Source organism: Dehalogenimonas sp. 4OHTPN (assembly GCF_040448695.1).
Lineage (GTDB): Bacteria > Chloroflexota > Dehalococcoidia > Dehalococcoidales > Dehalococcoidaceae > Dehalogenimonas.
In genome coordinates, this window is the sequence record NZ_CP159307.1 from 285390 (window position 1) to 297212 (window position 11823).

Genomic DNA, 11823 nt, shown 5'->3' on the forward strand with positions numbered 1-11823 from the left:
GTGCCTCAAGTCAGCACCTCACAGCGCCTGGCTATTGCGGTCAAAGGTGTTGTCCAGGGGGTGGGCTTCCGGCCTTTCGTTTACCAGCTGGCGCGCCGCTACAGCCTGACCGGCTGGGTGACCAACACCTCCGGAGAAGTCCGCATCGAGGTTGAAGGTTTACCAGAAGCAGTTCAAGCCTTTCGCAGAAGTTTGGAGGCCGAGGCGCCGCCGCAGGCTCACATTACAGGTATTATGTCAATAGGGGTGGCACCGGCTGGATATGACCGATTCGAAATCCGCGCCAGCCTGATTGAAGCCGGTAGATACCAGCTTATCTCCCCGGACCTGGCCACCTGCTCGGACTGCCGCCGGGAGATTTTCGATCCAGAGGACCGGCGCTTCCACTACCCCTTTACCAATTGTACCAACTGCGGGCCGCGCTTCACCATCATTGAAGACATTCCGTACGACAGACCGTTGACCACGATGAACGTTTTCCCCATGTGCCCGGAATGCCGCCGCGAATATGAAGACCCGCTGGACCGGCGTTTCCACGCCCAGCCTAACGCTTGCCCGGTTTGCGGACCGAAACTCTGGCTTGTGGACAACGCCGGGCGGCACATAGCGGCTGCCGATGTTATCGAAAAAGCCGCAGAACTGTTTCGGCAGGGTCAGATACTGGCTGTCCGAGGCCTGGGAGGTTTCCTGCTCGCCTGTGACGCGACCAACCAGACGGCGGTTGAAGAATTGAGACGGCGCAAGCGGCGGCCGGCCAAACCATTCGCCGTGATGCTGTCCAGCCTGGACGAGATCGAACCCCGCTGTGAATTATCGGTGGAGGAAAGGCAGCTTTTAATCTCGGCGAAGGCGCCTATCGTTCTTCTCAGATTGAAAGAAGGTACAGATATCGCCTCAGCAGTCGCCCCCGGGCTGAAATATTTGGGCGTCATGTTGCCCTACACACCGCTCCATCACTTGATTATGACTGGCGCCGGCCGACCGCTGGTGATGACTTCAGGTAATCTTTCGGAAGAGCCCATCGCCAGGGACAACGACGAAGCTTTGTCCCGGCTTGGCGGCATCGCCGACTATTTTATCCTCCACAATCGCGAAATATTTTCGCGCTACGACGACTCGGTGGTCATGCATGAAGCCGGCGAAAAGCGGATGCTGCGGCGAGCCCGCGGCTTTGCGCCCTACCCGGTGAGGTTAACTTCTACGGTACCGCAGATTCTGGGCGTCGGAGCGCAAGAAAAGAATACCTTTTGCCTGACCCGCGACGACAATGCCTTCGTCTCACAGCACATCGGCGATATGGAGAATCTCGAAACAATCGAGCATTTCGAACAAACGTTAAGCCTGTACAAAAGAATATTCCGCATCGAGCCGCGGACCATTACCTGCGACCAGCACCCTGATTATGCCACCTCCAAATGGGCGGCCGAAGAATCGGCCAGACTTGATATTCCGCTGGTTAAAGTCCAGCATCATCATGCCCATATTGCTGCCTGTTTGGCCGAAAACAGCGTTTCCGACAAGGTCATAGGCGTGGCTCTGGACGGTACCGGCTACGGCTCCGATGGAAACATCTGGGGCGGGGAGTTTTTAATTGCCGACGCCGCAGGCTTTAATCGAGCTGCCCACCTGGAGTACCTCCCCCTGCCCGGGGGAGAGGCGGCGGTTAAAAAGCCATACCGCACCGCCGCCGGTTATCTTTACCGTCTTTTGGGCGCCGAAGGATTGACACGGGCAGCCGCCTGTCTAAGGGGTGTCGATGGGTCGGAACTCGACCTGATCAAGCACCAAGTCGACCGCGGCTTGAATACTCCGGAGACCTCCAGCGCCGGACGGCTATTCGATACTGTATCCGCGCTGCTCGGGGTGCGACGAGAAATTCAATACGACGCCCAGGCCGCGGTTGAGTTAGAGATGGCCGCCAACGGAATCGAGACCGGCGGCAGCTACCCCTTTGACATCGCTGTGGAGGCTGGGCACCGGGTCATCCGGCTGCGTCGGCTATTCGAGGGTCTCCTTGATGATATCGAGGGAGGAGTTATTGGAGTACCCGAAATGGCGGCACGCTTCCACAACACTATTGTTGACATAATCGTAAAAGTGTGTGAGATTATTAGAAGCGATACCGGGTTGGACTTGGTGTCTTTGTCCGGAGGTTGTTTTATGAACCGGCGGCTGCTGAGGCGCAGTATCGAACGCCTGGGGCAAGCCGGTTTCCGGGTTTATGCACATAGGGAAGTACCGACTAATGACGGCGGCATTTCCTTAGGACAGGTTTTCGTCGCCGCGAGTTATGTAAAGAACATTTAGTTGGAGGTTGGATATGTGTTTGGCTGTCCCGGCTCAAATCGTTAAGATTGACGGCGTTATCGCCGAGGTGGATATGGCGGGTACCACCGTCCGCGCCAGTCTGGTGATGGTGCCGGAGGCCAAGATCGGCGATTACGTGCTGCTGCATACCGGCTTTGCAATTCAGGTGCTGGATGAGCACGAGGCGCTTGAGACGTTGAAACTCTTTAAAGAGATGGAGATGATCCCGGAGGCCTCATGAAGTTTGCCACCGAGTTCCGCGATTCGGCGCTGGCCAAGAAACTCCTCGACGGCATTCGCCGGAAATCCACCAAACCGGCCAACATCATGGAGTTTTGTGGCGGGCACACCGTGGCCATCTTCCGCTTTGGCCTGCGTGATTTGCTTCCTCCGCACTTGAAACTGCTGTCCGGGCCGGGTTGCCCGGTATGCGTCACCTCGACGGCCGATCTAGACAAGGTGATGGCTCTCGCGCTAATTCCGGGCGTTACGATCACAACCTTCGGCGACCTGATCAAGGTGCCGGCCAGCTACGGATCTCTCGATCGCGCACGTGCCGCCGGCGCCGACGTCCGCACGGTATATTCCACCCTGGACGCCTTGGACATCGCGCGTAATAACCCGGGCAAAAAAGTGGTCTTCGTCGGGATAGGTTTCGAGACGACCGCGCCGACGGTGGCCGCCGCCATCCTTCAGGCCGATGCCGAAAAACTGCAAAACTTCTCAGTCATTTCCCTGCATAAGGTCACGCCGCCGGTTACCCGGGCCCTTCTTGATACCGGCGAGGTAAAGATTCAGGGCATCATCTGCCCCGGTCACGTTTCAGCGATCATTGGCGCCGACGCGTGGTATTTCATCCCCGGCCGATACGGCATCGCTTGCGCTGTCTCCGGCTTCGAACCGCTGGACATTCTCCATTGCGTTGATATGATTGTCGACCAGATAGAGTCCGGCGCTCCCCGTGTACAGACAGCTTACAGCCGGGCCGTCAGGGCTGAAGGCAACCCCCAGGCGCTGGCTATGCTCGACCGCGTTTTCGCAGTCGCCCCTGCCGACTGGCGGGGTGTCGGCAGTATTCCAGAGAGTGGTTTGGTAATACGGGAAGAGTTCGCAGTTCATGATGCCGAAAAGGTATTCGACATAAAGCTCGAACGAGAACCGCGGGAGCCGGCCGGCTGCCTCTGCGGCGAAGTTATCCGAGCGGTCAAGACGCCTGAGGATTGTAAGCTGTTCCGCAAAGTCTGCACCCCGGAGAACCCGGTCGGCCCGTGTATGGTCTCAAGCGAAGGTTCCTGCGCTGCTTATTATCATTTCGCCGGTACTATCGAGTAATATTAATTCGAGTCTCGGACACGGAGTTACCATTTGGACGCGAATAAAACAGTGCTGCTGGCCCATGGTTCCGGCGGCAAACTATCCCAGGAACTGGTGCGGAAGATGTTCGTCGGTGAATTGGCCAACGAAACATTGTCCAGGCTGGACGACGCCGCCTGTTTCAGTCTTAACGGGGGAAGGCTAGCTTTTACCACCGACAGCTATGTGGTCAGCCCGATATTTTTTCCCGGTGGCGATATCGGCAAGCTTGCGGTTTGCGGTACGGTTAATGATCTGGCTACAGCCGGGGCGGTTCCGAAGTTCCTCAGCCTCGCATTCATTATTGAGGAAGGGTTGCCTTTGGAAGACCTGGCAAGGGTGGTCAACAGTATCAAAGCCGCTTCCTCGGAGGCCGGCGTTTGCGTCGTTACCGGAGATACCAAGGTGGTCAACCGGGGTAAAGCTGACCGACTGTTTATTAACACCTCCGGTGTGGGTATTGTGCCGGACGGCATTAATATATCTGGCTGCAATGGCAGGCCGGGCGATATAGTTATGTTAAGCGGCAGCATCGGTGATCACGGCATGGCGATCATGGCACAACGGGAAGGTTTCACCTTCAAGTTGCCGGTAGAAAGCGACTGCGCTCCCCTGAACGGCATGGTTACGGCTATGCTTAAGGCATCAAAGAATATTCATACGCTGCGCGACCCCACCCGCGGCGGCCTGGCCACCACTTTGAATGAGATTGCCGCTCAATCGAACGTTGGCATAGACATCGACGAGACGAAAATACCGGTCAAAGACGCCGTCCGAGCCGCCTGCGAGCTTCTGGGCTTTGACCCGCTCTACGTGGCTAACGAAGGCAAAATGATCGCCATTGTCGCTCCTGAAGATGCCGATAAAGTCCTGGAATCGATGCGGCGCAATCCCTACGGTGGCGAGGCATCAATTATTGGCGAAGTGGTAAACGGACATCCAGGCCGTGTGGTGTTGAAGACCGCCCTAGGCGCCAGACGCATCTTGGACATGTTATCCGGAGAATTGTTGCCCAGAATCTGTTAAATTTTACCTTCAGAAAATTGTCTAGGGTGATTTGACATTTCATCCTAGTGCAACCTTCTCGTAAAAGTGTTATTATCAGTCAAAAGTTGCTTTTATCCTGATTAGCGCACAGCTTGTAATGGAAAATACTTATTTAATCCTACTCGTTATCTGCCTGCTTCTTTCCGCTTTTTTCTCAAGTTCGGAAACGGCTTTTATCTCCCTTTCCAAGTTTCGCCTGCAAACGATGCTTGACGAAAAAGTGAAAGGCGCCGACACTGTTGCCCGTCTGGTGGAAAAACCAGAAAGACTGCTGTCTACCGTATTGTTGGGTAACAACTTTGTCAACATCGCCGCTTCAGCTTTAGCTACGGTAATCGCAATCGACGTCCTCGGTGAAGAATACGGAGTACTGGTTGCCACCATCGCCCTGACCGTTGTCATTCTGATTTTTGCCGAAGTGACGCCGAAGACAGTCGCAACACGGCATTCCGAGAAGATCACCCTGGCCTTTGCCCGCCCGATAAGCTTTATTGCCTGGTTATTTACCCCCGGAGTCACTTTTTTATCATGGGTAGCATCAGGTTTCATGCGCCTGTTTGGCGGCGGCCAAACCTACCACCGCTCTCTCTTCAACGAGGAAGAAATCCGCTCAATGATCGATGTCGGCCACAAGGAAGGGACAGTGAAGATGGCGGAGGCAGAGATGCTGCATGCCGTCTTCGATTTTCGCGACCGGCCGGTGTCCGAGGTACTGGTGCCGCGGCCGGAGGTGGTGGCTGTTGAAAAAGGCAGTTCGATGGAGGCGTTTTTCGAAATTTACGAGAAATCTCCGATGTCCCGTTTCCCCGTCTACGAGGAGAACATGGACAATGTCGTCGGCATCCTTTCGATCAAGGATGTGTTGATGGCTCAGGCGCGGGGTGAGGTCAAGCCGGAAGATTCGGTCGACGGCCTGATGCGCCCCGCCTATTTTGCCCCGGAATCCAAAGCTATCGGCGAGCTATTCAACGAGATGCGCGACAAGAATTTCCGCATGTGCGTGGTCATTGATGAGCACGGCGGGACCGCGGGCATTGTCTCCCTGTCCCGGCTGATGGAAGAGATCGTAGGACCGGTCGGCGATGAACTGTCCCGCGCCGAAAAGGACTATGAATCCATCAATGAATATACCTTCCAGGTGGACGGCGGGATGCGCGTTCATGACTTGAACGAAGAACTGGAGCTTGGTTTGCCCGAGGGCGAAGACTATGAGACGGTGGCCGGCTTCATTATGAAAAAGTTGGGACAGATACCCCGGCAGGGACAAGTGCTGCGGCATGACGGCCTCAAGCTGGTGGTTACACGTATGCGTGGCAAAAAGATCGAAGATGTGCTGATCACTAAGGAGAAGAAACCTGAACCTGCAGCGCCGTCACCTGGCCAGCCTACCACCGGCTCTCCTGCGCAAACCGGCGGTAAACAATAGGCATCCCGTCGGTCATCTCAGAATTGTGAAGGTTGGAAATTGATCAACACCCGGCGTTTCCGTTTGCTTTTCGCTCGCGGCGAAAGCTTAAAATTCATCTCGCATCTGGATATGATGCGCCTCTGGCCGCGGTTGTTTCGCCGCGCCGGACTCGGCATTGCCTATTCAGAGGGCTTCAACTCCCACCCCCGGCTGGCAGTTGCCTCGCCGCTGGCGGTAGGTTGGACCGGCGAGGCAGAACTGATGGAGGTCTGGCTGGAGAACCCACCACCGGCACAAACAGCGTTAGGCCTCCTGTCAGCAGTACTCCCGAAGGGACTGAGCATCGCCCAGGGGCTTTATTTGCCGCTGGAGGGGCCGTCGCTGCAGTCAATGATGCGTTTTGCTGAGTACCGGGTGACGTTGCCGCTCGACCGGCCGGCAGAGATCATTAACAATGCCGTGGGCGAGCTGCTTGGCCAAGCCACCCTCGAATGGAGCCATAAGCGTGACGAGGACACTCGATACTACGACCTGCGCGCCCAGATCGACGAAATCACCGTCGCAGCTTTCAGCCAGGACAGTGTGAACCTGTCAATGCGGCTTAAGAACGACCCTTCCGGTTCCGGCCGCCCTGAGCAGGTGGCATTAGCCCTGGGTTTCGCCCAACACCCTACGGCAATTCATCGAGTCCGTTTAGTATTGGCTCAAGACAATTAGGATGAGTTAGACGGCTGAGGACTGGAAAATTAGAGCACAAATTTCGGTGGCATAAGTAGTAATGACACGCATCTTTATTGCCCGTCACGCCGAGACTGAATGGAACCGCTTGAAGCGCATTCAGGGCGGCGGATCCGACACTCCCTTGAACGAGACTGGTCTCAAGCAGGTCAAATGCCTGGCGGGACGCCTGGCAAACGAGAGGCTATCCGCCATTGTTTCCAGCCCTCTGGGGCGCGCCCGAGCAACTGCCGAAGCTATCGCCCGGGAGCACGGTCAGATGGCAGTCGAAACCGACTACGGGTTGCGAGAAATCGATGCCGGAGACCTGGAGGGCCGTTCCGTAACCGAGATCGGCGGCAGTCTAGGGAAACTGCTGACCGCCGCTAGTGCCGAAGGCTTGCCGAAGCTGCCCGGAGGTGAATCCCTGGCCGATGTCAGGGCACGCGTCTGGGACGTCGTCGAGAGTCTGGTGTGGCGTTTCCCGGATGGCGAGGCACTCATCGTAACCCATTATTTCGTAGTCCTGTCTTTAGTTTGTCGTGTGCTGGGCTTGCCCGAAGGCGACATCCGGAAATTCCGCCTGAACACCGGCAGCCTGTCAGTCATCGAGGTCGATGCTGAGTTTAATGCCAAACTGGTTGTCTTCAATGAGTCATGCTTTCAGGTGGACAGCCAGCCCTGGTAGAGAACACCGCTGTTTCCTCTAACTGCTATAATCTTATCGATGCACTTGATTGAAAAAAGCGTTCTTGACTTCCTCCGCGGTCACAGCCTGGTGTCCAGGGGTGATAGGGTGGTGGCAGCGGTCTCCGGCGGTGCCGATTCGGTCACCTTATTGCACATATTACAAAATTCCAGGAAAGAACTCGGAATTGAGCTGCATGTTGCTCACCTGGACCACGGGCTGAGACCGGAATCCGCCGCCGACGCTGAGTACGTCGCCTTCTTAGCCCGTGATCTCGGCCTGCCATTTACCCTCGACCGGAGGGATGTTCAGAGTTACCGAGATAAGCACCGGCTTACACTGGAGGAAGCCGCGCGCGAAGTCCGCTATCAGTTTCTGGAAGAAACGGCCCGACGAATCGGCGCCGCGTCTGTGGCCGTTGCGCATACAAAGAATGACCACGTGGAAACCGTGCTGCTGCACTTGCTTCGGGGCACCGGACTGCCAGGTTTGGTCGGTCTGAAAGCCGCCAGCGAATTACACTGTAGGAATATTAGCTCGCTGCGTATCATCCGGCCGCTGCTTTGCCTGTCGCGTGAACAAGTTGAACTCTATTGCCGCGAATATGGCTTGTCATACCGCACTGACTTCACTAATGAATCGCTAACCCCGACACGCAACCGCATCAGGCTTGAACTATTGCCCTCGATCCGTGAACACTTCAATCCAGCCGTTGACGAAGCAATATCACGTTTGTCAAGGCTTGCCGCTGATGAGGTTGATTTCATCGAGATGGCAGCCGCGAACGTTATTAAAAGCCTGGTTAAGATGAACGGCCCGGTCGTGGCTATCGACAAGTCCGGCTTGGGCGGCCTTCACCCTGGCTTGCGGCGCGCAGTACTGCGGCAGCTGCTGTCGGCATCGCTGGGGAGTCCTAAAGACATCGAGGCGGTTCACATCGAAGATATGATGGATATCGCCCGAGGAAGTGCCGGCCGCAGTGTAGATCTTCCCGGGGGTCTGGCGTTTTCCGCCGGCTATTCAGAACTGTTGCTCGGTCGCGACTTGAATGCTTTGATCTCACTGCCGCCGATTGAAGGCGCGCATCCGCTGAATATACCCGGGGTGACGGATATTGACGGTTGGCGGGTTGTCGCAAGCATTAGAGATGCGGTCACAGAAAAACAGCCGGAAGTCGAGGCGAGTTCTTACGCCCAGTCATTGGATTTCGGCACTGCCGGCGGCGAACTGATGGTACGCGCCCGACAGCCGGGAGACCGTTTCATGCCGCTGGGCATGGGCGTTGAAAAGAAGCTGAAGGACTTCTTCATCGACGCCAAAGTCCCACAAAACCGGCGTTCCCGCGTTCCTATCGTTGTCAACCCTGGACAGATCGTCTGGGTGGCAGGCTGCCGCCTAGACGAACGAGTCAAGGTATCACCGGCCACGGCGAGAATTTTAAGGCTGGAATTTGAGCGCCGTTCCTCCTAAGAAACCGGCTTCACCGCCGAAACCTTTACGCTCACAATGGTCTCGGATATATGCTGGATCTTTTCCTCGGTCAAACCGAGCGCTTCTGCCTCCCGCATCAAGCCAGGAGCCATGTCGATGAAGTCAAGGTCGAAGCATGTCTCGCCGATGATTTGTACCTTTTCGAAACCCGCTTTCCTGATCGCAGCCAGGTATTCATCTTTTAATATGGCACCGGCTACGCAAGCGGTGTAAGCGGCCACGGAATCACGGATATACTCCGGGAGGGGCTCGGTTAACACGATATCCGACACGGCGATGCGTCCGCCCGGCTTCAACACGCGGAAAGCCTCCGCAAATACTTTCGGTTTGTCCGGCGATAGATTGATGACGCAGTTTGAGATGATGGTATCCACCGTACCTGAAGCCACCGGCAGGTTTTCGATCTCGCCCTGTCGGAACTCCACATTGGCGATGTCCCCTTTTCGGGCGTTTTCGCGAGCCCTAGACAACATATCCGGGGTCATGTCTACACCGATAACCTTGCCGGTTGGGCCTACCTGCCGCGCCGCCAGGAAGGCGTCGAAGCCGGCGCCGGAGCCAAGATCGAGCACCGTTTCGCCCGGTTTCAGGGCGGCGATGGCGGTGGGGTTGCCGCAGCCTAAGCCGAGGTTGGCGCCTTCGGGCACCGCCGACAGATCCTCATCGGAATAGCCGATAGCCCGGGAAATTAGGTCCGGGGAAGGAGAACCGCAACACCCTGTGTTACAGCCGCAACCGCCCCCGGAGCGGGCAATACCACCGTAGCGCTCCTTGACATAACTCTTAATCTCGCTGTCCTTCATAATGACTACCCTCTCACTAAATTTCTTTCAATATCGGCCCCAGGAAATCACTAGCGCCTTTGGCCAGCTGGTCGGCCTTCATCACCACCAGACAACAAGGATTGCCATTCCGGGCCAGGGTAACCAGCGCCAGTTTATCTCCGGCCGCCAGTCCCAGCCCGTCGCGGATTTCCTTGGGCAAGACCAACTGGCCGCGGCCGTCGATTGAAACGACGGCCTCTACACTGCAGTATTCGCCGGACTCACAGCAATCCTTTCGAGCTTTTGCCATTTCCAACTCCGATTCTGGAAATCAGTATAATCAGAAATATCAGAAAAAATCAAGAACGCTGGTACTCCGGCAGAGAATGACCTCGACATTCCAGGTATAATATTCTTGTGTTGAATATTGAACCTCTGGTGTTTGCCGATGCCGCTGGATGGAAATCATGGCTAGCCGCCAATCATGATAAGGCTGGGGAAGCCTGGGTGGTCCACTACAAAGTTAAGAGCCCACGTTCAGGGCTCCGATACGGTGAGGCACTCAAAGAAGCCATCGCCTACGGTTGGATCGATGGCAAGATGAAGAGCCTGGATGGCGACCGTTTCATGCTGCGCTATACTCCGAGAAAGTCAAACAGCATTTGGTCTCAAAGAAACAAAGACATAGCTAACGGCCTGATCAGACAGGGCAAGATGGCGGAAGCGGGGATGGCTGCAGTCGAAGCAGCCAGGGCCAATGGCAAATGGGACAACGCTTATTCCAACCGGGCGGTTCTCGCTATCCCTGAAGATCTTCGACAAGCCCTGGAATTAGACTTAGACAAGATCGCAGCGGTTAATTTCTTAAGCTTGCCAAACAGTTCCCGCAATATGTATATCCGCTGGGTCGAAAATGCCCGGACCGAGGGTACCAGGCGCCTCAGGATTACCCGGGTCGTTAGCCGGGCGCAAGACAATGTTAAACCCGGTTGAGCTTTGGGCAGGCAAGATTACATAACACGTTTTAATCGTGGATTCTCGGTGATCCCAGGGATTCTGCCGCGTTTGGCCACTGGTTTTCCGTCGATCTCGTGCAGGTCGGCGGTGTAGTCTATGGGTTTTGCCCCGGAAATATAACTGCCGATACCGAAACCAGCCACCGGTGCCCCGAGCTCAATAAAATATCTGATACGGTCCGGGGTGATACCGCCGCTGACAAAGACGTCGACGTCAGAATGTCCAACCTGGTCAAGCCGGGCGCGGACCTCCTTAACCAGTTCTGCGGTTACCCGGCCGCGCTCGACCGGCGTGTCGAGACGCACCGCCTTGAGTTTTTTGCCCAGAGCTGCAGCCACCCGCAGGCTCTCCTCTGCCTCATCCTTGAATGTATCGACCAGCGACACCCTGGACACGCCCGCGTCAATGTGTTTATCGAAAGCCAGTGTGGCTTTGACCGTGTCGCCCATGACGATGATTAAGGCGTGCGGCATAGTACCCGATGGTTCGATATCGGCCAGGCGCGCTCCCTCTACGCTGGAGCAACCCTTACAGCCGCCAACCAATGCCGCGTAGTCCATGCGCCCGGAAACGAACGGGTGAACGTGCCGCGCCCCGAAACTGATACAGGGGATTTGTCCGGCGGCCTGGGCGCATTCCCGGGCGGCGGTGGCCCAACCGGTGGAGTGGGCCAGGATGCCGCACATGGCCGTTTCATACAGGCCGAAGCTCTGGTAGGGCGCCTTGATGCGAAGCGCCACTTCCTTGGCGGTTACGGGATCGCCGTCAGACAGCGCCCAGACCTCGCGATTGTTTTTTGGCAAGACGCGGTCGAGCAGCGCCAGCGCTTCGTTCATGCCGCAGACCAACCCAGAGCCGTTGGGGAAAACCTCCATGACGACAACCGGGTTGATCTGTTCTTTCTTGAGAATGTCGATGGTGCGGTGAAAATAAACATCGGCCGAATCGCCGCTTAGTATGAGATCAGAGGGTGGGAACTTCGACCAGCGCCCGGCTTTATCGTTGGATGACGCAGCCATACATTCTGCCCT

General features: G+C 56.3%; 12 protein-coding genes. 9 read left to right on the forward strand and 3 right to left on the reverse strand.

Translation table 11 applies throughout. The features are described from left to right. The 8 genes from hypF (at position 1) to tilS (ending at position 8990) form a co-directional block, all read left to right on the forward strand. Positions 1-2307: a carbamoyltransferase HypF gene (gene hypF / locus ABV300_RS01520; RefSeq protein ID WP_353714802.1), complete on the forward strand. Its 2307-nt coding sequence runs from the start codon at positions 1-3 to the stop codon at positions 2305-2307. A 13-nt stretch (positions 2308-2320) separates the two neighbouring features. Further along, positions 2321-2548 carry a HypC/HybG/HupF family hydrogenase formation chaperone gene (locus ABV300_RS01525; RefSeq protein WP_058438266.1) on the forward strand — a complete coding sequence of 76 codons (228 nt, stop codon included), beginning with the start codon at positions 2321-2323 and terminating at the stop codon, positions 2546-2548. After that, positions 2545-3639 carry a hydrogenase formation protein HypD gene (hypD, locus tag ABV300_RS01530; protein WP_353714803.1) on the forward strand — a complete coding sequence of 365 codons (1095 nt, stop codon included), beginning with the start codon at positions 2545-2547 and terminating at the stop codon, positions 3637-3639. The genes ABV300_RS01525 and hypD overlap by 4 nt, the downstream gene beginning before the upstream one ends. Before the next feature lie 33 nt (positions 3640-3672). After that, the gene (gene hypE / locus ABV300_RS01535; protein WP_353714804.1) at positions 3673-4686 is read left to right on the forward strand and encodes a hydrogenase expression/formation protein HypE; all 1014 of its coding nucleotides are present in this window, start codon (positions 3673-3675) and stop codon (positions 4684-4686) included. A gap of 118 nt (positions 4687-4804) precedes the next feature. Beyond that, positions 4805-6133 (forward strand): hemolysin family protein, encoded by a 1329-nt coding sequence (locus ABV300_RS01540; RefSeq protein ID WP_353714805.1) that lies wholly within the window; start codon positions 4805-4807, stop codon positions 6131-6133. A gap of 63 nt (positions 6134-6196) precedes the next feature. Beyond that, positions 6197-6832, forward strand: a complete 636-nt coding sequence (locus tag ABV300_RS01545) for a TIGR03936 family radical SAM-associated protein (RefSeq protein WP_353714806.1) — start codon at positions 6197-6199, stop codon at positions 6830-6832. 61 nt (positions 6833-6893) lie between these two features. After that, entirely contained in the window at positions 6894-7520 is a 627-nt protein-coding gene (locus tag ABV300_RS01550) for a histidine phosphatase family protein (protein WP_353714807.1), read from the forward strand. A 39-nt stretch (positions 7521-7559) separates the two neighbouring features. Next, the gene (gene tilS / locus ABV300_RS01555; RefSeq protein ID WP_353714808.1) at positions 7560-8990 is read left to right on the forward strand and encodes a tRNA lysidine(34) synthetase TilS; all 1431 of its coding nucleotides are present in this window, start codon (positions 7560-7562) and stop codon (positions 8988-8990) included. Here tilS and ABV300_RS01560 read toward each other — a convergent pair. Together ABV300_RS01560 and hgcC are read right to left on the reverse strand one after the other, a co-directional pair. Then, complete coding sequence (locus ABV300_RS01560) at positions 8987-9814, reverse strand: arsenite methyltransferase (protein WP_353714809.1); 828 nt, start codon at positions 9812-9814, stop codon at positions 8987-8989. The two genes, tilS and ABV300_RS01560, sit on opposite strands and share 4 nt — an antisense overlap. Positions 9815-9830: 16 nt before the next feature. Beyond that, the gene (gene hgcC, locus ABV300_RS01565; RefSeq protein ID WP_353714810.1) at positions 9831-10085 is read right to left on the reverse strand and encodes an HgcAB-associated protein HgcC; all 255 of its coding nucleotides are present in this window, start codon (positions 10083-10085) and stop codon (positions 9831-9833) included. A 110-nt stretch (positions 10086-10195) separates the two neighbouring features. On the opposite strand from hgcC, the gene ABV300_RS01570 reads away from it, so the two are divergent. After that, a complete protein-coding gene (locus ABV300_RS01570; protein ID WP_353714811.1) occupies positions 10196-10768 on the forward strand; it encodes a YdeI/OmpD-associated family protein in 573 nt (190 codons plus the stop codon). A gap of 17 nt (positions 10769-10785) precedes the next feature. Here ABV300_RS01570 and ABV300_RS01575 read toward each other — a convergent pair whose 3' ends face one another. Further along, positions 10786-11811, reverse strand: coding sequence for a nicotinate phosphoribosyltransferase (locus ABV300_RS01575; RefSeq protein WP_353714812.1), 1026 nt, complete (start codon positions 11809-11811; stop codon positions 10786-10788). Between the last annotated feature and the right edge of the window lie 12 nt (positions 11812-11823).

Coding starts and splice junctions, on each gene's coding strand:
- ABV300_RS01525 (WP_058438266.1), top strand. CDS start 2,321: ATGTGTTTGGCTGTCCCGGCTCAAATCGTTAAGATTGACGGCGTTATC.
- hypD (WP_353714803.1), top strand. CDS start 2,545: ATGAAGTTTGCCACCGAGTTCCGCGATTCGGCGCTGGCCAAGAAACTC.
- ABV300_RS01540 (WP_353714805.1), top strand. CDS start 4,805: ATGGAAAATACTTATTTAATCCTACTCGTTATCTGCCTGCTTCTTTCC.
- ABV300_RS01550 (WP_353714807.1), top strand. CDS start 6,894: ATGACACGCATCTTTATTGCCCGTCACGCCGAGACTGAATGGAACCGC.
- tilS (WP_353714808.1), top strand. CDS start 7,560: ATGCACTTGATTGAAAAAAGCGTTCTTGACTTCCTCCGCGGTCACAGC.
- ABV300_RS01560 (WP_353714809.1), bottom strand. CDS start 9,814: ATGAAGGACAGCGAGATTAAGAGTTATGTCAAGGAGCGCTACGGTGGT.
- hgcC (WP_353714810.1), bottom strand. CDS start 10,085: ATGGCAAAAGCTCGAAAGGATTGCTGTGAGTCCGGCGAATACTGCAGT.
- ABV300_RS01575 (WP_353714812.1), bottom strand. CDS start 11,811: ATGGCTGCGTCATCCAACGATAAAGCCGGGCGCTGGTCGAAGTTCCCA.